Source organism: Pseudoalteromonas sp. SIMBA_162 (genome assembly GCF_046535955.1).
GTDB lineage: Bacteria > Pseudomonadota > Gammaproteobacteria > Enterobacterales > Alteromonadaceae > Pseudoalteromonas > Pseudoalteromonas marina.
In genome coordinates, this window is record NZ_JAWJBQ010000007.1 from 35,161 (window position 1) to 58,808 (window position 23,648).

Below are 23,648 nucleotides of genomic sequence, written 5' to 3' on the forward strand. Positions count from 1 at the left end.
AATAAAAATCTCGCAATAGGTTTTAGTAAAGCAATGCTCTTAAGGCTTAATTTAGATATTTACAGTTGTGAGATGTAAGGTAAATGTTTATCTATGCGCCCTTTTGCTGTCGACTCTATTTTTAACGGGTGTTTAATATCGTTCCATGCGGTGACTTTTCCGCCCATATTCATTTTATCAAAATCAGTTTTATCACTTTGTATGTTCAAAAAATCACATACCTTTTGATATCTCCCCGCCTTTGCAATATCAATCGATAAAAAGTCAGCTTGTCTTTTTTCAAAATAATACTGTGCAGCATTTAGGTGACGCTTGTAACAGTCTGCTAAGTAACTATCATCACTAATGTTTTCGAGAGATAAATTAGAAAAAACATCAAAGTAACACCGTTTTATATGAATATTAAAACCGCCATCTGTACGTGTTAAATTAGTATGCATACGTGTGAGTAATTGCCTAATGGATGGCAACCAAACATCAATTTCTCTTTCCAAATATATAAACTTAGACCCTGGGTAATGCTTATCAAGCATTTTATAATCAGTAAATATGGGGGTGTCGGCAATAGCTTGTGCATTGTCAAAACTAGCTTTTGTGTATGCTGTGTGTGCGGTGGATAATCCTAATTCTAGTAGTGCGTGGCACACACTAGTTGTGCCTGTTCTCGGTAAGCCTATTACAAATATTTTAGTCATGTACTGTACTTTAATTAGCTATTACGAGTGAGTAATAAAACAAACGCGCTTATTATCATAACCAAAAAAGTAGCTACAGCCCCTATTTGACGATACTTTAAGTTTTTTTCTACTATACCTAGGTTATGAAAAAATCGACCAATTAACAAAGATGCGCCTAAAAGGTGACAATAATGACTGGCTAGACCTTGGTATTCAGCTAAAAATAATAAAATAACGGCAAAAGGTACATATTCCATAAAGTTTGCATGTGCTCTAATTGCACGTTGTAAAACTGAATTACCGTTATCACCTAATGATATTTGCTCTGCTCTGCGAACTTTTATGACATTAAAGCTTAAATAAATATAAAAAAAAGCGAGTAATGCAGCATATGTTGAAATAATCACAGTGTGTTCCTATTAGTTTTTTTAAACGCATTAAGTATGCGCAGTGTTAAGCTGTGCAGATAATAACATATAAATTAACGGCTTTATCACAAGTTTAAAGTTCAACTATGATAAGGTGATAGCCATATTTTATACGCAATCATAGGGATTATATGTTTGTTCCTCGCAAAGTGGCCGATAGTTATCGTGAAATGATAAACAGCATTGGCTTTTACCCTTCTGTGCTTTCTGTTGGTTTTTTGTTTTTTGCCATCATTACAATGTCGGTTGAATATTTAGCCCCTGTTGAGCAGTTGAAGTCTTTTATCTCAGTGGTTTTGGTTGATAGCGCAGAAAATGCGCGAACAATTTTAAGTACGCTTGCAGGTAGTATTATCTCATTGACTGTATTTAGTTTTTCTATGGTTATGGTGGTTTTAAACTCTGCTAGTGCGAGTCTATCGCCTCGCGTTGTGCCCGGTTTAATTACTAGAAAGTCTCATCAAATGGTGCTCGGCTTTTACTTAGGCAGTATCATTTACTCTATTATCATGCTTATAAATATTAATAAGTTAGAAGGCGGCAGTACTGCAATTCCGTCTATAGGTGTTTTATTTGCTTTAATTTTTGGTTTGATTTCATTAGGGTTATTTGTATTTTTTATTCATTCTATTTCACGCGCTATCCAAGTTGATAATGTCCTCAATGGTTTGTTTAGCCAGACTAAAAAAGAAATTAAGGCGATCATCAAAAGACAAAAAGAGGCCCCTGTTAGTGAGTTTCCTGATTTTTCAACATGGCACTCCATAAGCAGTAAAACAGAGGGTTACTATAAGGGTGTGCAAACAGATAAACTGTGTGCAATTTTAAAAGAGCACGATATAAACTTATATATTTCTGTTAACCAAGGATATTTTACAGTAAAAGGTTATCCATTTTTAAAATGTAATGTCGATATAACCCACGATGAAGAGCTCTTAGAAAAAATATTAGATTGCTTTATTTTTTATATAGAAGAGTACATTAGCGACCACTACCGCTATGGTTTAACACAAATATCTGAAATAGCAGTAAAAGCTATGAGCCCTGGCATTAACGATCCAGGTACCGCTGTTAAATCAATTGATATGCTGAGTATTTTACTGATTGAGCGCCTATCTCTTAACGATATAAATTATTCGTTTAAGCACAGTGAAAAAAAACCGCTTTTATATTTACATGAAACCAGTTTTGATGAGTTACTGCATGATAACTTTTCGCCGCTTCGTCATTATGCAAAAGGTGACGCCTACGTAATGACAAATGTATTAGAAGCATTTAAAAATATTTTATTTGTAGCTCGCGAGAATGAAAAAGCACGCGAAAGCTTATTTAATTATTTATTCGCTATTGTTGATGACATAAACATGAATGTGACTAACGAGTACGACAGGCGCGAAATTTGTAATATGCTAAACTCCATAACACGCATCAATGAGCAACAAGGTAGTCAATTGGTGGCACGTTTTGAGCACCACCAAAATAATTCCTACTCAATATAATAAATAGCGTAACTAGATGCTGTTACCTTAATTTCTCCACTGTGATACGCATCCGGGACATAATTACCGGGTGCACTATCCGCCATTACCATTTCTTTTGCACGCATATAGGGCTGAGTTTGAACATTAAGTGGGCTCAACGATGCGTTATATAGTCCTTTTAACGACACATCAAAGTCGTCGCTTAATTCTTTAGCCGCTTTTTTAGCATCTTGTATTGCCATTTTTTGAGCTTTTTTATGAAGATCGTCATAGTTGCTAGCTAAAAATTGGGTATTGTTAATTTGGTTTATGCCGTTATTAACCAAACTTTGTAATAACGTAGGGTATTTACTTATATCAGTAAGTTTGACCGTTAGTGTTCGGGTAATTTTGAAACCGATAAATTCTTGCTGTCCAGTTTGCCGATTGTATTGGGTATTACGGTGTATATTAATTTGCCCTGCGTTAATGTCAGTGTCTTTAACGCCTAACGTTTTTACTAATTGTATGGCTTTCGCCATAGTGATATCGGCTTTGTTTTTTGCAGCTATTAAGTCTTTATTTACCTCAGTGATACCCACACTCATTTGTACATAATCAGGCATGGTGGTAAGTGTCGCTTGCCCTTTCACATATATGTGTGGTGCATCGGGTGTTGGGCTGGCAACGGCATTAAAACTAAATGTGCTTAATGCTATGGCACTGCCGAGAAAAAGTTTTAGTGTGTTCATCATAGAATCCTTTTTGTTTATACTAATTTGCTTAATTAAGTATGATCGCGGATTTGCATTAGCTCTATTAAAGAGCCTAATGGGTTAACAATAAATGAACAAGCATAAAAAAACAGGCAAGCGCCTGTTTTTTGTTATGTGTTGTAACGCAGGGTTACATAAAATTACTTATACCACTTATACCACTTAAACGCTGCAACGTTTGTAGTTACGGTATTTTGGTAACCAATAATTTTTATCAATGGCTGCCCACAGAGCATCGTCAGAAATTTCCAATGCAACACCCTCTTCAATCGCTTTTTTAGCAATAGCAAATGCAATGCGTTTACTAAGCGTTTCAATTTCTGTTAATGCTGGTAATAAGCTGCCTTTTCCGCTGTTTGCTCGCGGTGAAGACTCAGCAAGCATTTCACTCGACACGCTAAGCATGGCATCTGTAATGCGTGTAGCCTTAGCTGCAATAACGCCCAAACCAATACCAGGGAAAATATAACTGTTGTTACACTGTGGAATTGGGAAAGTTTCACCATTATATTCAACGGGATCAAACGGGCTACCTGTTGCAACTAATGCTTTACCATCAGTCCATTTAATGACGTCTTCTGGGTGTGCTTCTACCTGTTTAGACGGGTTACTTAACGGGAAAATTATAGGTTGTTCACACGTTGAATGCATTGCACGAATAACTTGCTCTGTAAACAAACCTGGCTGACCCGATACACCAATAAGTATGTCTGGTTTTGCACAATGCATTACATCTAACAATGACGCGTATTCACCACTGTAAGTCCAATCATTTAGCGCGTCTGTTGGTTGCGCTAAAGCTTGTTGGAAGTCGCGTAGACCTTCCATGCCATTAGTTAACAGACCAAAACGATCAACCATAAATACTTGGCTACGTGCTTGCTCTTCAGAGATACCTTCAAATACCATTTGGCTAATAATTTGCTCAGCAATACCACAACCCGCAGAGCCTGCACCAACAAATACAACTTTTTGTTGGCTAAGAGTTGAGCCTTTAACACGACACGCAGCTAATAAAGAGCCAACTGTTACTGATGCAGTACCTTGAATGTCATCGTTAAAGCTACAAATTTCTTCACGATAGCGCTTAAGAAGCGGCATGGCATTAGGTTGTGCAAAGTCTTCAAATTGAAGCAATACATTTGGCCAACGGCGTTTGACCGCTTTAATAAATAGATCTAAAAACTCATCGTACTCGTCTTGGGCTATACGTTTATGGCGCGCGCCCATATACATAGGATCATTTAAAAGCTTTTCGTTGTTGGTCCCTACGTCAAGCATAACTGGCAATGTATATGCTGGGCTTATGCCACCACACGCGGTGTACAATGACAATTTACCAATAGGAATACCCATGCCACCAATACCTTGGTCGCCTAGCCCTAATATACGTTCACCGTCGGTCACAACAATGACTTTTACTTTACCTTTTGTGGCATTACGTAAAATGTCGTCAATTTGATAACGGTCTTCGTACGAAATAAACAAGCCACGTGCGCTGCGGTAAATATCCGAAAACTTTTCACAGGCATCACCCACTGTAGGGGTGTAAATAATTGGCATCATTTCTTCAAGATGATCGCGCACTAAGCGGTAGTAAAGCGTTTCGTTGTTATCTTGAATGGCACGTAAATAAATGTGCTTATTTAAATTGTCGGTAAAACTTGAGTATTGTTGATAACAACGTTCAACTTGCTCTTCGATGGTTTCAAAGCGTGGAGGAAGTAAACCTGCAAGGTTAAAATTTTCGCGCTCTTTTTTACTAAACGCACTGCCCTTGTTTAGTAATGGCGTTTCAATAAGGCCAGGGCCAGAGTGATGAATATATAAGTAATTAGGATCAGTATTTGTTGTCATATTTCCAGGCTTTAATGGAGTCTTAAGTTATGATCTGTCATTATCAATGCTCAGAATTTAAATGCAATGAACATAGTACTTGTCAGACCATTGAGAATACAAACACGCACATAGGTCGTGTTTGTATTATACATAATTTAAAATTTGAAAGTGGCGTTATTGTTAGTTAAATCAGACAACGCAACACCCTCACGGCGCGGATCAGCTGCGCCATACAGCTTATTATTTTTCACTTCAACACCATGTAAACCTGAATTTAGGTCTAACACACGCACTTTATGACCACGTGAAGTGAGTGCTGGTGCAAGTGATTCAATAACGGTGCCTTTTTCAAGGCTGGTGTAATCATTACGATTAGTAGTACGCGGCAGGTTAATAGCTTCTTGCACCGATAAATTCCAGTCTAAAACGCCAACAACTACTTGAGCGACGTAGTCAATAATGCGGCTACCACCAGGAGATCCTACAACTAAACGTAAGCTACCATCTTCATTAAAAACCATAACCGGTGACATAGAACTGCGCGGGCGTTTTCCTTGCTCTACACGATTAGCAACTAACTTACCGTTTTTACGAGGAGAAAGTGAGAAGTCGGTTAACTGATTATTTAAAATATAACCATTAACCATAACTGTAGAGCCAAATGCCATTTCTATTGAGCTGGTCATTGATACTGCATTACCAAAGCTATCAACAATAGAGACATGCGATGTTGAAGGGAGTTCATACGAATCATCTTGTGCATAACTTAAGTAGTTAACGGGGTCACCGGCAACTGCATGCTGATCTTTTTCGGTTATGAGTGTTGCGCGTGATTTAATGTAGCTTTTGTTTAATAGCGCTTGAGTTGGTACCTCAGTAAAATCTGGGTCACCCATGTATACATTTCTATCGGCAAAGGCAATACGCGACGCTTGGCTGAAGTAGTGAATTGCTTGTTCGCTGTTAGGCTTTAAGGCAGGAATATTTGTATGCTCTAGTAACCCTAGTATTTGTAAAACAGCCACACCGCCACTACTTGGTGGTGCCATAGAACATACGTTATAAACACGGTATTTTATACAAACTGCATCGCGTTCTTTGCTTTTGTATTGTGCAAGGTCTTGCTGCGTTAATGTACCGGGTGCAATTTTTGAATTTTGTACCGCACTTACCATTTTTTTTGCGTTTTCACCTTTATAAAACGCATCAATGCCTTCATTAGCTATGGCTTTGTATAAATCAGCAAGCGGCTGGTTTTTTTTAACAGTACCGGCCTCAATGAGTTTACCATTTGGGTAAAAGTATTCATTTATCACTGGCATACTCATAACACCTGGATTTAGCTGGCGAGCTAACAAACCATGTAATCGAGGCGATACAACAAACCCTTGTTCAGCAAGTTCAATAGCCGGTTTAAATAGCTGTTCCCAAGGTAATAAACCATAGTGCTTATGCGCATTTGCAAAGGCATGTAGAACACCAGGGACGCCTACAGAACGACCGCCTACAACGGCTTCAATCCATTTGACCGCTTTGCCATGCTTATTTAAAAATAAATTTTCATTCGCATTTTTAGGGGCCGTTTCTCTTCCATCAAAGCTGGTTAACTTATTATTTTCTTTGTTGTAGTACATCATAAATGTACCGCCACCAATACCCGATGACTGAGGCTCAACAAGTGTTAAAACAAGTTGAGTGGCTATTGCTGCATCAACTGCACTGCCGCCTTTTGCTAATATTTGCTGTCCCGCTTGAGATGCATACGGATTTGCCGCGGCAACCATGTATTTGTCACCTACAACAATCTGCTTAGAACTAATTGATGTGGTAGCTTCTGGTTCGCGAACTTCTATTTTTGTGGGTTCTTTTGACAGCACCGGCAAAGACAGTACACCTAAGCCGATAGCAAATAATGAGTTAAGTTTAAAATGCATAAAAAATACTAAAAACACTTAATTACAATAGGTAATTGGCATCTTAAAGTTAAACGGGCACAATATGCAAAAATTAATACTAAAAAAATACAATAAAATGCTTAATTTACCTATACAGCCTCGTTATATTTTACCACCTTTATTATTGATACTTTTTAGCACTATTTTTGCTGCATTTGATTCAAATAATTTACTAGAATTTAACCGAACATTAGTTAACAAAGGTGAGCTTTGGCGTATTTTTACTAGCCAATTTGTACACGCAAATTGGGCCCATTTGGGGTTAAATATAAGCGGGATTTTTTTAATTTGGTTATTACATGGTGAGTATACTACCCCTACCCGGTACTTTCTAAATACAATCACTTTAGCGCTTTGGTGCGGTTTAGGCGTGTATTTTTATTGCCCAGACATACATATCTATACAGGTTTAAGCGCGCTGTTACACGGTGTTATTATTTGGGGCGCAGTAAAAGATATTACTGAAGGGCTTAAATCGGGGTATTTATTATTCATCGGTGTGTGGGTAAAAATAGCATATGAGCAATTGAGTGGTCCAAGTGCTGATATTAGCGAGCTTATTAATTCGACCGTTGCAATAGATGCTCATTTAATTGGCGCTATTGGTGGATCATTGTTAGGCATCGAGCTTGTTATTAAATATTATAAAAATAGAGCCAAAGGTTAAATAAAAACGCCACTTTAACCAAAGTGGCGTTTTACATTGTTTATTTAAAGGGTGTCTTTGAATAGTTTATAAATACGGCGGTATTCATCTAACCAACTTGACGGTTGCACAAAACCATGTGGTTCAACTGGGAAGATAGCCGTTTCAAAGTTTTCTTTTTCAAGCTCAATTAAGCGTTGGACTAAGCGTACTGAGTCTTGAAAAAATACGTTATCGTCTACCATTGGTGCATTTATCAATAATGGCTTATTTAAACCTTCTGCAAAGTAAATAGGTGAGCTACGCTCGTATGCAATGGGATCTACATCTGGATGGTTTAAAATATTGCCCGTATAGGCCGTATTGTAGTGTGCCCAATCAGTTACCGGGCGAAGTGCTGCACCTGACTGAAACAACTCTGGTGCAGTAAATAATGCCATAAAGGTCATAAAGCCACCATAAGAACCACCGTAGGTGCCTACTGCTTGCGTGTCGACGTTAGCATTTTCAGCCATCCATTTAACACCATCAGCTAAATCTTGCGTTTCTGGAGTGCCCATTTGACGATAAATAGCTGTACGCCAGTCGCGGCCATAACCTTTAGATGCACGGTAGTCCATATCCATTACCACGTAACCTTCATCAGCCAATAATGAATGAAACATAAACTCTCTAAAGTACACAGACCAACCCATATGTGAGTTTTGTAAATAACCTGCACCGTGATTAAAAATAACCGCTTTACGTGTTTTACCACCTTCGCCTTCTACGTAATCAGCTGGGTAGTATACCTTGGCATATATTGGCGCATCAGTATGGCTAGACGGCACTGCAACTATTTTCGGTGCAGTTAATTTTTTAGCTAAAAAAGCGCTTGATACTGTATTAGTTAAACGTGTTGGCGTTGCATTTGCTTTAGCATCCGCAATATATAACTCGCTAGGCATGGTAATTTTTGAATGAACAAGCAGTAATTTCTCTTCATCTGGACTTAACGTGTAGTCAGTCATACCATTTAGATCAGTAATTTTTTCACTTTTAGCTGTTTGTGGATCTACACGGAAAATTTCGTATAGACCAGGGTGTTCAACATTAGCTTTGTAATAAATAGCAGAATCATCGTTTGTAACTGTTGGGTTTGATACCTCAAACTCACCCTGAGTTAACGCAACGGCGTTACCGCTTAATGGTTTTTTATAAAGCTGGCTGTACCCAGACTCTTCTGAAAGGTAATAAAGCGTGTTTTCGTTATTCAACCAGCCAAAATTATTAAATGCATAAGCGATCCATGCGTCGTCATGTAAACGATGCTGTGACACCAGTTTATTGTTTTCAAAATCTACGGTCGCAATCCAGCGATCTTTGTTGTCCCACGCTTCAAGCATAATAGCAACTTGCGAACCATCGTTATTCCAAACTATTGGGCTTTGTCCTAATCCCCAATTTGTGATCAAGTTAATAGCGCGTGGTGAGTTTTTTGATTCATAGGTTTTACCTAATCGTGCATAATTTTCTTGCTTTACACTTGCTAATACATCTTCATCAAAACCTGGCAGCGAATCAAACGCTAGTGTGTTTTGTGTTTTATCATTTAAATTAATATATATAACTTGCGATGTTTCTTCTTTTGCATCAGCTATGCGACGGCGAACTTTTTTAGGTGCTATGGTGGCGTCGTCAGTCACATAATGTGGCATTATATCGGTGTCACTTCGCCAACTTGATTGTTTTTTTACGACAACTAGTAACGCATCTCCATTGGGTGAAAGTTCTACGTTATCAACTTTATTACCTTTTCCTAAATAGTAACTTGTATTAGCTACAGAGGTATTTAGTTCGTTTATTTTCGCGTTACGTGCGTATTGGTCTTTTTTATTTTTGTGTTCAAGAGCAATGTATTCAATAAGTTTATGCTGCTCTTTTGCAATGTACGAACTTGGCTCGCTAATTCCTTTTGGTTTATCAGCAAGTTCTAGGTTAGCAATTTCTTGTGTTAACCCCGTTACTAAATCAACTTTAAAAAACATATTACCTTGGCGATAAGCCAATGTGCCATCGTTTAAAAACTGCGGATTAGATTCGTTAGCTGTGCTATGGGTTATTTGGCGCAGTGTGTTAGTTTTAATATTTTTTACAAACACATTGCCTTTAAAAACGTAGGCTTGCAGAGCCTTGTCGTTTGAATAAACCGCATTTCTAGCACCCAGTGTATGTAGTTTATTTAATGCTATTTGTTCTGCAGTTTGTGACGTTACAGACTGGCTAAATAAGTCACGTAATGTGCTACCTTGTTGCTTTTGAGCATAAATAATTGTTGCCGAATCAGCAGCCCAAAAGGCATTTTGTGGTTGGTTGCCTATCCAATCAGGATCGGCCATTGCTTGTTTTAAAGTTATTTTTTCTGAACCAACATCGGCAGGTGTACTAACCACCGATTCAACTTTGTTTTTTTCCAAAGCATTATTTGTTGAGGCTGTGTTTGCAGTTGCACTACAGCCCGCAAGCATTACGCTTGAGGCAACAGCTAATGCTACTAACGTTTTAGATGAAGAAAAATTAAAAATCATAGTGCTTCTATACCGTTATTATAATTAACGAGTATTTAAGCAGAAGCACTAAAGTTAATGCAATTTTTTAAGATAAATAGCCATTTAACAGGGTAAAGCTCAGTTTACTTAAGCCTTAATTATTTAATCACTAAATCTAGCCATACTAGGCGATGATCGCTTGATGCACCTCTATCTTTAATTAAGCGATATTGTTCGCTTGATTCAACTGGCCAAAATACCCCACCTTCTTTAATATCTAAACCGTAAGTTGATGGCAATACATAGTCTACTCGTGCTTGCCAATTAGCAGTAAAGTGTTGTGCATAGGCAAGTTCATATTGCTGTTTAGCGCCTGCACTTTTAGGTACAAGCTGTGCATTAATTAATGGATTTTTTAGCAATTGATCTGTTGTTTCTAAACGCGCTTTATCACCTTCTGGTGCTGCGTTTAAATCCCCTAAAATAACAAAACGCGACTGAGCCTCTAGCCCACCTTTTTTGCCATTATCATCATATAGGTAGTCTACATTGGCTACGTAGTCGGCAATTAATCTAATTTCGTCATGGTTACGTTTACCATTTCTATCTTCTTCGCCGTCAAACACAGGAGGCGTAGGGTGAGACGCCAATATATGCACTGCTTTATTATCAATAACAACGGGGACATCCCAAAACGATTTAGAACTTAACCTAAACGCTTGCCACTCTTGTGCGTTATACCAATTCTCGCCTGTTTTTGGCATTAACGGCATTTTTGCATTAGGCATATCTTTGTATTTAAAAGTTTGAAGCGTTCTGATTTTGTCAAAATCGATTGGGTATTTCGATAATATGGCCATACCATAATGCCCTTCAAAAAAGCCAAAGCCTTGGGCATCACCCATTACTTTACTTTTTTTACCATCGTTATCTAGGTCAAATTCTGTCGCAAGTCCAGTATTGACGGGGGCTATATAAGAATAAGGATAATCTATGGCTTTTTGCTTGTTTTGGCTTACGGCTAAGTAATGCGTTTTAAAGTAATCAATACCTTGCTCTTTAGGAACAAAATCAAATTCGTTCAGTAAAATAATATCAGGACGAACGCGCTGAATAATTTCTGCAATATTTTTTATCTGTTGTGTGTTTGAGGTAAGCGCTTTGACTAAGGCATCACTTTTAATAGGCTCGCCTTTAGCGGTGTAATTTGTGGCATCCATACTTACATTAAACGTTGCAACACGAATTGTATCGGTTGCGTACGCATTGAGACTCAATGAAGCAGCTGTTAGCAACGCACCAAACGTTAGATCAAATTTCATTTAATTATCCTACTTATAAAAAAGTAATTTTGATTATTTAATAATGTAACCTGTTTTTGTTTTTTCAGGCAAAAAAAAAGCCGAGATTACTCGGCTTTTATTATTTCATTTTTTATTCGTATAGTTTTGAACTAGTCGGCCAGCAACTGCTTCTAAGACCTGCTCAATCCCTAAATAACATCCATGTACAAAACAGTAAGAAGGCTTCCCTAATCATAACCTACTGGACCATAAAGCTTTAGCCATACAAAAATCCAACCCTAACCTAGAATGAGCTTTTCTGCCGTTTTTAAAATTCCCGGGTAATCGTGTTCTGGTAAATAATCAGTTAATTGGCTTAACTTATCTGACAGGTCATTCATATTATGAGCCGATACATTTATATGACCCATTTTACGACCTGGCTTAGCCGTTTTACCGTACCAATGACTTGTCACGTCGGGTAATGTAAGCACCTCAGCAGGGATGCTTGCTTGTCCTAGTACATTGATCATAGCTGTAATATGTTTAAGCTCAGTATTACCAAGTGGTAAACCTGCAACGGCACGCATATGATTTTCAAATTGCGAACAATGGCAACCTTGCTGAGTCCAATGACCTGAATTATGTACACGCGGTGCAATTTCATTAACTAATAGTGTGCCCATTACATCAAAAAACTCAATGGCCAATACGCCTACATAGTTAAGTTCGTTTGCAATTTTTGTAAATGCATCGTTTGCTTGAGCTTCAACATTTTGGTTATTTTTACCCGCAACCGACAGTGTTAACACACCGTTGGTGTGCTCGTTTTCTGTTAATGGATAAATTGCAACATTACCGTGCTTATCTCGTGCGCCAATAATCGACACTTCTCGGTCAAACGGGATCATTTTTTCAGCAATAATAGTATGCGGCGCATCTAGTGTTCCCGATGCTATAAACTCAGCCATTTCAGACCAAATTTCGTCAATTTGCTCATCAGATTTTAAACGCCACTGCCCTTTACCATCGTACCCTGCTTGGCAGGTTTTTATAACAAGTGGCTTACCCAGGTTTTTAGCGGCCAACTCCAAATGTACTTTTTCTGTAATTAACTGATAAGGCGCGCATTCAACACCGGTTTTGTTAAGTAACGCTTTTTCTAGTGCTCTATCGCCACCCGTTTTAATCGCGGCTTTACCCGGATAAAACTTATTACTGTTGCAGCATAGCGTTAATACATCATCAGGAATGTGCTCAAATTCTGCCGTGATTGCATCAGCGTCGCTAATTGCTTGTTCAAGTGTAGTTGTGTAAATCTCACCGGTTAGCGGGTGCTTAATTTGTTTAGTTCCCACATCGTAGGCAACTACATTCAAATTAAGCGGTGCGCCTGCAAGGCTCATCATACGTGCAAGTTGTCCGGCACCTAAAATTAAAATATTCATTGTTACTCTGCAGGGTTTGGGTTGGCTAATATTGTGTCTGTTTGATTTTTACGAAACGCTTCGATTTTTTCAAAAATGTCGGGGTTATGGCACCCTAAAATTTGTGCGGCTAATAAGCCTGCGTTTGCAGCGCCTGGTTCACCAATTGCTAAGGTACCTACTGCTACCCCTTTTGGCATTTGGCAAATTGACAATAGAGAATCAACACCATTTAATGCCTTTGATTTCACAGGAACGCCTAAAACAGGAACAGATGTAAAAGCCGCTGCCATACCCGGTAAATGGGCTGCGCCACCTGCGCCGGCAATAATAACTTTAATTCCACGTTCTGCAGCAGAGCTTGCATAATCAGCAAGTAATTGAGGAGTGCGGTGTGCAGATACAACTTTGGTTTCGTACTTAATACCAAACTGCTCTAGCATCAGTGCAGCGTGTTCCATGGTTGGCCAATCTGACTTAGAACCCATAATAATGCCAACAGTCATAAATACTCCTCAGTAATGTATTTTAAAATAGCGGACTTATGTCCGGTTTTAGGCGGGTATTATACCCAAACACGTTTAATTTGCGAGGTTCGAATGGTATTAAATGAAGATTAAAGGCTAATTTTTTATAAATAATTAATACACAACAAAAACAAAAAAAGCCATGTTAAACATGGCTTTTTGTAAATCTGAAATTGCAACGTAATTACGCTTCTTTACTTGCTAGGTACTCAGAGTAATTACCTCTAAAGTCGATTATTTTACCGTCTTTAATTTCCCATATACGGGTTGCAACAGAAGAGACAAACTGGCGGTCATGCGATACAAAAAGTAAAGTGCCTTCGTATGCTTCAAGCGCTAAGTTTAGTGCTTCAATCGATTCCATATCCATGTGGTTGGTTGGCTCATCCATTAAAAGTATGTTTGGTTTATGCATCATAATTTTGCCAAACAACATACGGCCTTGCTCACCACCTGATATTACTTTTACCGACTTTTTAATATCGTTCTGTGAGAACAACATACGACCTAAAAAGCTGCGAACAACTTGCTCGTCGTCGCCTTCTTGCTGCCATTGCTCCATCCACTCAAACAAGTTCATGTCTTTTTCGAATTCGTCAGCGTGGTCTTGCGCATAGTAGCCAATGTTAGCGTTTTCAGACCACTTAAATTCACCTGCCTTTGGTGTAAGTTTACCTGCTAACGTGTTAAGTAACGTTGTTTTACCTACGCCGTTTTCACCAATTATGGCAATACGCTCGCCAACTTCAACTAAACCTTCAAGGCCTGAGAATAGAGTATTGTCTTCAAAACCTTGACTGATACTTGTCATTTCTAGCGCGTTGCGGAACAGTTGTTTTTCTTGGTCAAAACGAATAAACGGTGTTTGTCGAGATGATGCTTTTACTTCGTCTAACTGAATTTTGTCGATACGCTTAGCACGCGATGTGGCTTGCTTAGCTTTAGAAGCATTAGCCGAGAAGCGTGATACAAACTGCTGGAGCTCGGCAATTTGACTTTTCTTCTTGGCATTTTCACTTAATAGGCGTTCACGTGCTTGCGTTGCTGCAAACATGTATTCGTCGTAGTTACCAGGATAAATACGTAGCTCACCGTAATCTATGTCGGCCATGTGTGTACATACAGAGTTTAAGAAGTGACGGTCATGCGAGATGATGATCATAGTACAATCACGCTGATTCAATACATCTTCTAACCACTTGATAGTGTAAATGTCCAAGTTATTGGTAGGCTCATCAAGTAGCATAATATCAGGGTCAGAAAAAAGAACCTGTGCAAGTAACACTCGCAGTTTAAAACCCGGTGCAATTTCAGACATAGGACCATAGTGCTGCTCAGTAGCAATACCAACACCTAATAAAAGCTCACCCGCTTTAGACTCGGCTGAGTAACCATCCATTTCAGCAAATTCAGTTTCAAGATCAGCTACTTTCATACCGTCTTCTTCACTCATTTCAGGTAAAGAATAAATACGATCACGTTCTTGTTTAATAGCCCATAACTCTTTGTGACCCATGATCACAGTATCAATTACAGAGTATTCTTCGTAAGCAAACTGGTCTTGATTTAGTTTAGCAACACGCTCATTTGGATCAGTGCTTACGTTACCCGAAGATGGCTCTAGTTCACCACTGAGTATTTTCATAAATGTTGATTTACCACAACCATTTGCACCAATTAAACCGTAACGGTTTCCTTCGCCAAATTTTGCTGAGATATTTTCAAATAACGGTTTAGCACCAAATTGCATGGTGATGTTAGCTGTACTAATAATAGCGCTACCCTCCAAGGGAGACAGGATGTATTTAAATTGCGCGCAGTTTAAACCAAAATGGCCTATTTTTCTATCAAAAATCAAACTTACCAAGCACCAAAACTTAATGATTAAGAGTATAGATTTCTAATTTTATTTTGGTATTTACATCATTGTTAATATTAAATTTAAGGTTAGATAGCAATGCTCATATAAATTTTTAAAAATTAAGTAAGGTTATGCTATTTAATTGAAAAACATAAGAATTAGAGTTTTTATACTAGAAACATAATTAATAGCTAACTTGAAAAATCATCACAATAATTAAATGTTTTTAAGGTTGTAAATTTTCAAACTACTTGTGTATTTACTATAAAAATACACATTCATAACAACTTAAAAACACAATTAACTCAGCGTGAATGTCTACCTATTATGTATAAAATTTCGATGATGTTTTTTCACTTTTGACAAACAAAGGTGTTTGCTAGTGTGCTCTGCACTTATGATTGACCACATCGCACACAAGGAAACACACAATGAAATTGAAACTAACATCAATGCTAGTAGCAATAATAGTTAGCCCTTCAGTATTCTCTGAAGTAAACATATACACGGACGAGCGCAATTCAATGAGTGTGGGTGGTTATATAGACGTAAGAGTAATAAATACGCAAAACCAAACTGAAGTCGTGAACGGTACATCACGTATAAATTTTAAAATTGATCGAAAACTTAAGCAAGACTGGAAAGCCTTAGGACTAGTTGAATGGGGTGTAAACCCTGTAGGTAGTAGCGATATTATTTACAACAATCGCTTTGAATCAATCCAGGATGAATTTTTATATAACCGTTTAGGCTATGCCGGCCTCTCGCATGATAAATACGGGCAAATTACAATTGGTAAGCAATGGGGTGCATGGTACGACGTTGTTTATAGCACAAATAACAGCTTTGTATGGGATGGTAATGCAGCGGGTGTTTATACCTATAACAAGGACGATGGCGCAGTAAACGGTACGGGCCGAGGCGATAAACTTATTCAATATCGTAATAGCTACAATGACTTAAGTTTTACACTGCAAGCACAGCTCAAAAACAGCGAGTTTTATACCTGTGACGTTAGTGACATTACAGAACAAGAATGCGAAACGCTTTGGAATGCAGGCGATACAGCTGCCCAACAAGTAGAATTTAACTACACCTTTGGTGCTTCGGTTACTTATACCCCTACTGACATGTTAACGCTTACAGCCGGTGTAAACCGAGGCGAGTTTGATTTGACTTACGGTGATGGCACCACACAAAATGTTGAAGACCTAATATACGGTGCAGGCATTATGTGGGGTCGCGTAGATCAAAAAGGTCTTTATGTTGCAGCTAATATTAATGAAAACAAAAATCATGATACCGATAATCTTGGTCGCTTAATTAAAGACGCAATAGGTATAGAAACATTTGCATCGTACCGCTTTGATAACGATGTTCGCCCTTTTATTGCCTACAACGTATTTGATGCAGGCGATGATTACGTTATTCAGCCAAACTTTAATACCGATCCGAACGATGTATTTAAACGTCAATTTGCTGTTATTGGTCTTCATTATTTAATTGACGAAGACACAATTGCGTATATAGAAGCACGTAAAGATTTTAGTGACTTTGAAAGCAATGATAAAGAACAGCAAGCACAAATGGAGCAGTCAGAAGATGACGGCATCGCATTTGGATTTAGATATCAATTGTAGAAAGCAATTACCCTTTCGCGCTCTAGTGACTTAGGGCGCTGTGCCCTAACCTCATCCTTGCTTATTATTTCTCATATATAATCATCTGCTAAGATTAACTTTTATCATATATTGTATGATGTGTTCTTTATGAATATTTACATAATCTTGTTTAAAGCAAACCTATATATATACTTTGTAGGCTGTTTACAATGCTTGGTTTAGCAACATATTAAGGCCTTTCATTTAAAAACTTTTGATATCCACCTAACGCATCTGCAACACTTAGTCTTGGATTATCGTTATGTTCCGCATTGGGATTAATAATAGATTCCCACTTTAAGTGCTCGTTAGGACTGGCCTTTAATGCTTGCTCTAAATTACTATACGCCTCTAACATAAGCGGATGCTCTTCCTCACCTACCGATAAAAACAAATACGTTGGCTTTTTAAACATTTTATTCGACGCCTTTAAAAACGAGTCAACTTTGTTTACTACCGTCATATCGTCATACCATGCGGCAGGACTAAATGCAAAATAGCCATTAAACAGATCCGGTTTAGTATGAAGTGTATAAAACACAAAACTGCCACCAGCAGAAAACCCACTTAAAATACGGTTATTGTTTAATTTAAATCGATTAGTCAAATAAGGTAATAATTCTAACTCTATAAACTGTAAAAACTTATCTGCTTCTCCGTTGGGTTCTATATTGTTTGTTGCAGGCGCTTGGGTATTAACGTCTTGGCGAGCATAAGGAGGTACCAAATCACGATTTCGAGTAGCCGTAAAAAACAAGTTAGGGATTGATACCAATATAGCTTGCTCGGCCTGTCCTTTATTTGAAAATGCCGTTAATGATTCATTCCACGTATCTAGGTTAAAGTTACCATCGGTTTTTATTATTAACGAATAAACTTTATTGGTATCGTAGTTAACGGGTAGCCTAATAAATACCTTACGCGATTCATTTAAAATTTTTGAATCAAGTGTAATGTCTGTATAAGCCGATACATAATGATTGTAGTAGCGGCCGCCTAAAATAAGTAAGCTTAACGTAATGACAGCTAATACGAGGTTAATTAGATAGTTTTTATTAATTTTTAACGACATGTATCTCTCTTTTTACTAATTATTTTTAAGACTACAAAACCAAATATTTTCGTTATTAGTAAACCCTAGTCCCTCAAGCAACTTGCACGAAGCCGTATTAGCTTTGTTAACCTCTGCGTAAAGCATTATTAACTCGTAATGCATAACAAGTTTTGGGATTAAAGTTTGCAGCGTTTCTTTCATGTAGCCCTGTTGCCAAAATTCAGGATCTAATTCAAAACCCAAAAATGCGGTTCTTGCTTCTTTATTAATTTTATACAGACCACAACTACCAATTACTTTATTGAGGGTATTCTGTTTAATCGTAAAGCGTATAACTTCTCCCTCATAATAGCGGCTAATATCATTTTGTATTAATTGTTTAATATCACTTTTGCTAAGGGGTATTGTGTAGTCATTAAACTGGCTAACAAGAGGATTATTTAAAATAGCATGCATACTGGCAGCATCTTTATGGGATATTAAGCTAAGCGTGACACGAGGTGTAGCCAAATTTTTATACATGTTGTAATACAAAATTAAATAGCACTTTATGAACACGTATTATTAACTTACCATAACGTATTAACAAGCATTAAATTGAGAGCAGCCAAGCATGAGTGACGACTTTAAAGTGATACAACCAACAACTACAGTTTACTGCCCTAAACGTGGTGAAGGTTGGACCTTAACCGGAATCACTAACATTAACGAATTTACCTCTGTTATGTTTGATGGTACACGTTACACATTACCAGCACGTGAAATTATTGAAGAGCTACTCCCTAACCAGCTAGCTCGAGAGCAAAATAGCTAACGCTCCATCAATAAAAAAGGCTGCAGTTAAGCAGCCTTTTTTATAATTAACGCCAATTTAAAATGTATCGTCTTCACTGTATACATTTACTTTGAGTTCATCGTCGTCTTCAAATACAACAAACGAAATAGGCTTACAGCATACTTGGCAGTCTTCTATATATTGTTCATCAATATCAGCTGCATCAAGTAATACTTCAATGCTTTCGCCGCAATACGGGCAACTTATCGATTTTTCGGTTAACTGGTTCATTCAACACCTGCTAATTTATTCATCAATGTTTTCACTTTAATAAACACGCTTTAATAATACAACATAGTGTTATGTGGGTTACTTATTCAAAATGTGGCTTTAATTACAAAGTATTACGTACGTTACTTTGCATCCTGTATACACTAGGGCCTGTTTATCTTTCGAGGTTAAATTTGCAGCAGTGTGTTTGGTATTTAGGCAAGGCAGAGCCTATGTAGTGTGGTTACTCCCCATAAATAGGCGATAACGCAGTATAAATACCAAACACGCGCTGCCCGAAGGTTCGTCCTAGGGGCGATTAACTCTTTGTTGCTCGGTTTTTACTTAGCCCTCTAGGTTACAAACCTCGCGCCACGATTAAATCGTCCCTAGTTAGAACAAATTTTAATCCTGAAAGGTCAACAGGCCCTAAGCAATGAAATAGTAATAACAGTTAGCAGGTCTAGCTATAGAGAATATGTATTTAAACTCATACTAGAGGTAGATTATTATATGAAAAAATCACTTACGCTTGCATTAACATCTGCCGCAATTTTATTTAGCACTTTTACTCATGCTGCAAAAACCGAAAAAGCGGTTTTAGCCGGTGGGTGTTTTTGGTGTATGGAAAGCGACTTTGAAAAGCTTGATGGCGTAAAAGATGTAATATCAGGCTTCACAGGCGGTAAGCTTAAAAACCCAACCTACAGTGGTAACCACAAAGGCCATTACGAGGCTGTGCAAATTACTTACGATCCGGATGTGGTGAGCTACAAAGGTATACTTGATCACTATTGGGTAAATATTGATCCCTTTGATGCCAAAGGCCAATTTTGTGATAAAGGGCCAAGTTATTTAAGCGCAATTTTTGTAGCTAACGAGCAAGAACGTAAAATAGCTGAACAAACCAAACAGGCCGTTGTGAATGAGTTTCCTAATCAAACAGTAGTAACGCCTATACTAAACGCCTCCACCTTTTATCCCATTAAAGGAAAAGAAAGCTACCATCAGGATTATTATAAAAATAATCCTATTCGCTACAACACATATCGTTGGCGATGTGGTCGCGACAGCCGTCTTGAAGATATATGGGGCGACAGAGTCACCCATTAATAACTGCTGTTAAATCAGGCTGCATTTTGTGTAGCCTTTCAAGCTAACGCTCCTCTATTATTAATTTTTTATATATACTGCTTACTTTAAAGTGTTATTTATTAATTTTAATTACACTAATAAAATAGACTCCTAGATTGTTAAACCTGTATTCAATAACTGGAGTGACACAATATGAAAACTAATCAATTACAACTAGCCAGAGCACTTGATTTACCAACACGTCAAGCTATGTTGAACCGTGAGCATTCAGTTCAACAGTTTTGGTCAAACAATAACGAATTAATAACAAATGCTTGGAGTGAATGGGAACTAAGCGAACTTAATCAATCAGCTTTTACACTCGATGATTCTTTGCTTGATAAAAACTTACGCGAAGCGATTACTAAAGCTTGGCAAGATCCTACTAAAGAACATTTGGTAAAATCGCTTCTTAAAGAAGTAGCACCAGATGTGTACGAGTTTCAATTTTTTGACCCAGAGCGTCTACCTGATTTACGCGGTTACCTTGAGCAAGTGTGGAGCTCTGGGATCCCTATGCGCCCACCATACGGAATTGTATTAAACAGACGTGGCGTAATGCTTGATAAGCGTTCAAGTGGTTATTTAGCAGCGCCAAGTTTTCAGGCATTTTACAACGAGGTCTTAAACAATTATATGAGACCAATTTCGCGCTTATTGTTCCCTGAGATTATGGGTTATGACACGCAAACATTTGGGTTTTCTATTTACTACGATCCCAACACAGATGCGTCTATTCGCCCACATACCGATGCGTCAGCGGTCACGTTAAATATTAATTTAAATTTACCTGAAGAAAAATTTACAGGTTCAGAACTCGACTTTTATGACCAACAAACAGGTAAAGTCACTCAGCTCAGTTTTAAACCGGGTTGTGCAATGATACACAGAGGCAATGTTGCTCATGCTGCTAAACCTATCCTAACAGGTGATAGAACAAATTTTGTAATGTGGTTATTTGGTGACCGAGGCCGCTTACCAGCCCATGGTGCACAACGTAATCATATAGATGCAAAAGAGCGTTGGACAACGCCAAAATCAGTACCTGACGGTTATGTACCCTTTTAGTATTTAATACTATTGAAAGAAAAACTAACTGTATAAAAGGCTGCTATCACAAGCAGCCTTTTCATTGTATGACTTACGTAAATTTAAAATCTATATGCTGCAGAAAACTTAACGTTTCTTGGTGTACCAGGTTGTACCCAGGCATCGGCAAACGAGTTTGTGTAGTACGTTTCATCAAACAGGTTATTTATCTCAGCCGCAATGCCAATTTCGTTTGTCACATCGTAATTTACAAAAACACGCGCTGTTGTGTAACTTGGTAGTTCAAAATCGGTACCAAAAAAGCCGTTACGCTTGCCCACATGTAACAAACCACCACCAAACTTAACGGCTTTACCGTAAAGCACAGCAGATTGCACTAACTGTAAACTAAGCTGTTGCTCAGGCACGTTTAATAGTGACGCGCCCGCTTCTACTGTGTAACCAAAGTTGGCATCAAAAAATGAGTTTTCGATTGTTGCATCAACGTACGCATACGACGCCCAAACTTCAAGCGTATCGGTAAGCTCGCCCGTTAGGTCTATTTCTATGCCTTTACTTTGCGCTTCGCCAATGGCGGCATAGGTAAACGCTGTTGCATCGTCTACTACTAGCATGTTGTATTGCTCTACTTTAAACACGGCAACAGTACCAAATAAGGCGCCATCGTTTAATGTAAAATTAATCCCCACCTCTGTAGAGCTAGATTGGTTTGGCTCAAAACCATCGCCATTGGCATCGCCCCCCGAAAGCGGACGGAAGTTTTCACCGTAAGCACCATAAACAGATACATAATCGCTTGCTTGATAAACCACACCAAACTGCGGGCTCACGCGTGACTGCGTTTGTTTAGTTTTGGTGTTAGCTAAGCGGTTATTTAAGCGCTGCTCGTAATCATCAAAACGTGCACCAATACGTATATCTAACTTATCGGTTAGGCTTATTTGATCTTGAATGAATACCCCTACCGACTCTTGAATCTCTACGCGGTCAGTATTTGATGTTGGCGTTGGTAATTCATACGCGCCGTAAACAGGGTTAAATACATTAATGTATTGATCGCCACGTACACGCAGTGCAAATTGATCATTTTCAAATTTATCGGCATCTATCCCGATTATTAAACGATTTTCAACGCCTGCTACGTTAACATTACCGCTCACTTCAGCTCTCAGTACTTGATAAGTAGAATCGTAATCTCGATAGCGTCTAAAGCGGTTTACTTCGCCATTAACTACACCACCAAAGCCGGTTTCGGTTGCAAAGCCTTCTAAAGAAGTATCGCGGTAGTTTGCACCAAATAAAATGCTCCAGTTATCATCAAAGTCATGAATATACTCTAACTTGTGCCCTAGTACATCGGCTTCAATTGGGCCATCGCCCGGCTCACCTAAAAAGCGGCTTTCAGGTATAAGGCCAAGCTCGTCATCTATGGCTAATACACCTCTATCAAACGGTACTTCTTGGTCGCTATATTCAAGCTCGTATATTAGTTGGCTGTTATTATTAATATTCCACACTATTGACGGGCTAAACCCTTGTTTAGTGGTTTCGATGGTATCTCTAAAGCTTTCGGCGTCTTCATAAAAACCAACTAGTCTAATTGCTACGTCGTCGTTAAGCGCTGTGGTGTAATCAACATCGGTGCGGTAAGTATCAAAACTACCTACAGAGAGCTTAATTTCGCCTGCGGTGTCAAACGTTGGGCGTTTAGTAACTAAATTTACTGTACCACCTGGTTCACCACGGCCAAATAAAGCAGCGCGCGGACCTTTTAAAACCTCTACTGACTCAATACCCGACAAATCACGCGAGCCTCCAAAGCCACGTCCTGCATTAAAGCCATTTACTAAGTAGTTACTTGGCAGGTTTTCGTCGCCTACAAAGCCACGTAACGAAAAGCTATTCCACAGCCCACCAAAGTTGTTTTGGCGCGCAACAGAGGCTGATAAATCAAGCGCTTGATCAAGACTTACTGCGCCTGCGTTTTCAAGGGCTTCTAAATCAATTTTAAGCTCTGACTGAGGTGTTTCTAAAGGGCTAAAGTTACCTTGATAAGCCTGGCGAGATGCAACAACGGTTACTTTTTCAATTGCGTCATCCTTTACGCTTTTACTTTGCTGGTTTTGCTCAGCGGCCATAACGTGGCTGCTAAATAAGCCTACTAAGCAAGTACTTAAATAGGTGAGCTTAAGCCCTTTTGTATTGGTTTTCATTGCGAACCTTGTGAGTAATGTAAGTATTTTATAGTTATGTAGTAATTTTAATCGCGCTAAACAGGTACGTTTAGCGCTGTATTT

Annotated in this window: 20 protein-coding genes; 6 read left to right on the forward strand and 14 right to left on the reverse strand. The window is 38.4% G+C overall.

Annotated features, from left to right (window positions below; translation table 11 throughout):
- Nucleotides 1-59: 59 nt before the first annotated feature.
- Nucleotides 60-695 (reverse strand): sulfotransferase, encoded by a 636-nt coding sequence (locus R0J88_RS06985; protein WP_410899498.1) that lies wholly within the window; start codon nucleotides 693-695, stop codon nucleotides 60-62.
- Between the two features lie 14 nt (nucleotides 696-709).
- Nucleotides 710-1,084, reverse strand: a complete 375-nt coding sequence (locus R0J88_RS06990; protein ID WP_276755108.1) for an MAPEG family protein — start codon at nucleotides 1,082-1,084, stop codon at nucleotides 710-712.
- A 152-nt stretch (nucleotides 1,085-1,236) separates the two neighbouring features.
- Between R0J88_RS06990 and R0J88_RS06995 the strand changes: the two genes are divergently transcribed.
- Complete coding sequence (locus R0J88_RS06995) at nucleotides 1,237-2,604, forward strand: DUF2254 domain-containing protein (protein WP_410899499.1); 1,368 nt, start codon at nucleotides 1,237-1,239, stop codon at nucleotides 2,602-2,604.
- Here R0J88_RS06995 and R0J88_RS07000 read toward each other — a convergent pair.
- From R0J88_RS07000 to ggt, 3 genes are all read right to left on the reverse strand, one after another.
- Nucleotides 2,592-3,317, reverse strand: coding sequence for an SIMPL domain-containing protein (locus R0J88_RS07000; protein WP_410899500.1), 726 nt, complete (start codon nucleotides 3,315-3,317; stop codon nucleotides 2,592-2,594). The two genes, R0J88_RS06995 and R0J88_RS07000, sit on opposite strands and share 13 nt — an antisense overlap.
- A 186-nt stretch (nucleotides 3,318-3,503) precedes the next feature.
- Complete coding sequence (locus R0J88_RS07005; protein WP_008133030.1) at nucleotides 3,504-5,198, reverse strand: NAD-dependent malic enzyme; 1,695 nt, start codon at nucleotides 5,196-5,198, stop codon at nucleotides 3,504-3,506.
- Between the two features lie 137 nt (nucleotides 5,199-5,335).
- Nucleotides 5,336-7,114: a gamma-glutamyltransferase gene (gene ggt / locus R0J88_RS07010; protein ID WP_410899501.1), complete on the reverse strand. Its 1,779-nt coding sequence runs from the start codon at nucleotides 7,112-7,114 to the stop codon at nucleotides 5,336-5,338.
- Nucleotides 7,115-7,178: 64 nt separating this feature from the next.
- On the opposite strand from ggt, the gene rrtA reads away from it, so the two are divergent.
- The gene (rrtA, locus tag R0J88_RS07015) at nucleotides 7,179-7,802 is read left to right on the forward strand and encodes a rhombosortase (protein WP_410899502.1); all 624 of its coding nucleotides are present in this window, start codon (nucleotides 7,179-7,181) and stop codon (nucleotides 7,800-7,802) included.
- A gap of 44 nt (nucleotides 7,803-7,846) precedes the next feature.
- Here rrtA and R0J88_RS07020 read toward each other — a convergent pair whose 3' ends face one another.
- The 5 genes from R0J88_RS07020 to R0J88_RS07040 all read right to left on the reverse strand — a co-directional run bounded on the left by R0J88_RS07020 (nucleotide 7,847) and on the right by R0J88_RS07040 (nucleotide 15,320).
- Nucleotides 7,847-10,348, reverse strand: coding sequence for a prolyl oligopeptidase family serine peptidase (locus tag R0J88_RS07020; RefSeq protein ID WP_410899503.1), 2,502 nt, complete (start codon nucleotides 10,346-10,348; stop codon nucleotides 7,847-7,849).
- Nucleotides 10,349-10,467: 119 nt separating this feature from the next.
- Entirely contained in the window at nucleotides 10,468-11,631 is a 1,164-nt protein-coding gene (locus tag R0J88_RS07025; RefSeq protein WP_410899504.1) for an endonuclease/exonuclease/phosphatase family protein, read from the reverse strand.
- Between the two features lie 260 nt (nucleotides 11,632-11,891).
- Nucleotides 11,892-13,040: a 5-(carboxyamino)imidazole ribonucleotide synthase gene (locus R0J88_RS07030; protein ID WP_203987182.1), complete on the reverse strand. Its 1,149-nt coding sequence runs from the start codon at nucleotides 13,038-13,040 to the stop codon at nucleotides 11,892-11,894.
- Nucleotides 13,041-13,042: 2 nt separating this feature from the next.
- Entirely contained in the window at nucleotides 13,043-13,525 is a 483-nt protein-coding gene (gene purE / locus R0J88_RS07035; RefSeq protein WP_006792966.1) for a 5-(carboxyamino)imidazole ribonucleotide mutase, read from the reverse strand.
- A gap of 205 nt (nucleotides 13,526-13,730) precedes the next feature.
- On the reverse strand, nucleotides 13,731-15,320 hold the full coding sequence (locus R0J88_RS07040; protein WP_074210169.1) for an ABC-F family ATPase: 1,590 nt from the start codon (nucleotides 15,318-15,320) through the stop codon (nucleotides 13,731-13,733).
- 518 nt (nucleotides 15,321-15,838) lie between these two features.
- On the opposite strand from R0J88_RS07040, the gene R0J88_RS07045 reads away from it, so the two are divergent.
- Nucleotides 15,839-17,047 (forward strand): porin, encoded by a 1,209-nt coding sequence (locus tag R0J88_RS07045; RefSeq protein ID WP_410899505.1) that lies wholly within the window; start codon nucleotides 15,839-15,841, stop codon nucleotides 17,045-17,047.
- 211 nt (nucleotides 17,048-17,258) lie between these two features.
- Here R0J88_RS07045 and R0J88_RS07050 read toward each other — a convergent pair whose 3' ends face one another.
- Together R0J88_RS07050 and R0J88_RS07055 are read right to left on the reverse strand one after the other, a co-directional pair.
- The gene (locus R0J88_RS07050; protein WP_410899506.1) at nucleotides 17,259-18,140 is read right to left on the reverse strand and encodes an alpha/beta hydrolase; all 882 of its coding nucleotides are present in this window, start codon (nucleotides 18,138-18,140) and stop codon (nucleotides 17,259-17,261) included.
- Nucleotides 18,141-18,155: 15 nt separating this feature from the next.
- The gene (locus R0J88_RS07055; protein ID WP_410899507.1) at nucleotides 18,156-18,644 is read right to left on the reverse strand and encodes a GNAT family N-acetyltransferase; all 489 of its coding nucleotides are present in this window, start codon (nucleotides 18,642-18,644) and stop codon (nucleotides 18,156-18,158) included.
- A gap of 91 nt (nucleotides 18,645-18,735) precedes the next feature.
- Between R0J88_RS07055 and R0J88_RS07060 the strand changes: the two genes are divergently transcribed.
- Nucleotides 18,736-18,936 (forward strand): hypothetical protein, encoded by a 201-nt coding sequence (locus R0J88_RS07060; protein WP_006792973.1) that lies wholly within the window; start codon nucleotides 18,736-18,738, stop codon nucleotides 18,934-18,936.
- Nucleotides 18,937-18,993: 57 nt separating this feature from the next.
- Here the strand turns inward: R0J88_RS07060 and R0J88_RS07065 are convergent, their stop codons facing one another.
- Nucleotides 18,994-19,188 (reverse strand): CPXCG motif-containing cysteine-rich protein, encoded by a 195-nt coding sequence (locus R0J88_RS07065; protein WP_058428886.1) that lies wholly within the window; start codon nucleotides 19,186-19,188, stop codon nucleotides 18,994-18,996.
- 492 nt (nucleotides 19,189-19,680) lie between these two features.
- Here R0J88_RS07065 and msrA point away from each other — a divergent pair, with 492 nt between their 5' ends.
- Together msrA and R0J88_RS07075 are read left to right on the forward strand one after the other, a co-directional pair.
- Complete coding sequence (gene msrA / locus R0J88_RS07070) at nucleotides 19,681-20,280, forward strand: peptide-methionine (S)-S-oxide reductase MsrA (RefSeq protein ID WP_410899508.1); 600 nt, start codon at nucleotides 19,681-19,683, stop codon at nucleotides 20,278-20,280.
- Nucleotides 20,281-20,454: 174 nt separating this feature from the next.
- Nucleotides 20,455-21,369 carry a 2OG-Fe(II) oxygenase gene (locus R0J88_RS07075; protein ID WP_410899509.1) on the forward strand — a complete coding sequence of 305 codons (915 nt, stop codon included), beginning with the start codon at nucleotides 20,455-20,457 and terminating at the stop codon, nucleotides 21,367-21,369.
- An 83-nt stretch (nucleotides 21,370-21,452) separates the two neighbouring features.
- Here R0J88_RS07075 and R0J88_RS07080 read toward each other — a convergent pair whose 3' ends face one another.
- Nucleotides 21,453-23,564 (reverse strand): TonB-dependent siderophore receptor, encoded by a 2,112-nt coding sequence (locus R0J88_RS07080; protein WP_410899510.1) that lies wholly within the window; start codon nucleotides 23,562-23,564, stop codon nucleotides 21,453-21,455.
- Between the last annotated feature and the right edge of the window lie 84 nt (nucleotides 23,565-23,648).

Bases quoted from the DNA above. Each gene is read 5' to 3' on its own strand.
- R0J88_RS06985 (WP_410899498.1), bottom strand. From the start codon at position 695: ATGACTAAAATATTTGTAATAGGCTTACCGAGAACAGGCACAACTAGT.
- R0J88_RS06995 (WP_410899499.1), top strand. From the start codon at position 1,237: ATGTTTGTTCCTCGCAAAGTGGCCGATAGTTATCGTGAAATGATAAAC.
- R0J88_RS07000 (WP_410899500.1), bottom strand. From the start codon at position 3,317: ATGAACACACTAAAACTTTTTCTCGGCAGTGCCATAGCATTAAGCACA.
- R0J88_RS07005 (WP_008133030.1), bottom strand. From the start codon at position 5,198: ATGACAACAAATACTGATCCTAATTACTTATATATTCATCACTCTGGC.
- ggt (WP_410899501.1), bottom strand. From the start codon at position 7,114: ATGCATTTTAAACTTAACTCATTATTTGCTATCGGCTTAGGTGTACTG.
- rrtA (WP_410899502.1), top strand. From the start codon at position 7,179: ATGCAAAAATTAATACTAAAAAAATACAATAAAATGCTTAATTTACCT.
- R0J88_RS07020 (WP_410899503.1), bottom strand. From the start codon at position 10,348: ATGATTTTTAATTTTTCTTCATCTAAAACGTTAGTAGCATTAGCTGTT.
- R0J88_RS07025 (WP_410899504.1), bottom strand. From the start codon at position 11,631: ATGAAATTTGATCTAACGTTTGGTGCGTTGCTAACAGCTGCTTCATTG.
- R0J88_RS07030 (WP_203987182.1), bottom strand. From the start codon at position 13,040: ATGAATATTTTAATTTTAGGTGCCGGACAACTTGCACGTATGATGAGC.
- purE (WP_006792966.1), bottom strand. From the start codon at position 13,525: ATGACTGTTGGCATTATTATGGGTTCTAAGTCAGATTGGCCAACCATG.
- R0J88_RS07045 (WP_410899505.1), top strand. From the start codon at position 15,839: ATGAAATTGAAACTAACATCAATGCTAGTAGCAATAATAGTTAGCCCT.
- R0J88_RS07050 (WP_410899506.1), bottom strand. From the start codon at position 18,140: ATGTCGTTAAAAATTAATAAAAACTATCTAATTAACCTCGTATTAGCT.
- R0J88_RS07055 (WP_410899507.1), bottom strand. From the start codon at position 18,644: ATGTATAAAAATTTGGCTACACCTCGTGTCACGCTTAGCTTAATATCC.
- R0J88_RS07060 (WP_006792973.1), top strand. From the start codon at position 18,736: ATGAGTGACGACTTTAAAGTGATACAACCAACAACTACAGTTTACTGC.
- R0J88_RS07065 (WP_058428886.1), bottom strand. From the start codon at position 19,188: ATGAACCAGTTAACCGAAAAATCGATAAGTTGCCCGTATTGCGGCGAA.
- msrA (WP_410899508.1), top strand. From the start codon at position 19,681: ATGAAAAAATCACTTACGCTTGCATTAACATCTGCCGCAATTTTATTT.
- R0J88_RS07075 (WP_410899509.1), top strand. From the start codon at position 20,455: ATGAAAACTAATCAATTACAACTAGCCAGAGCACTTGATTTACCAACA.
- R0J88_RS07080 (WP_410899510.1), bottom strand. From the start codon at position 23,564: ATGAAAACCAATACAAAAGGGCTTAAGCTCACCTATTTAAGTACTTGC.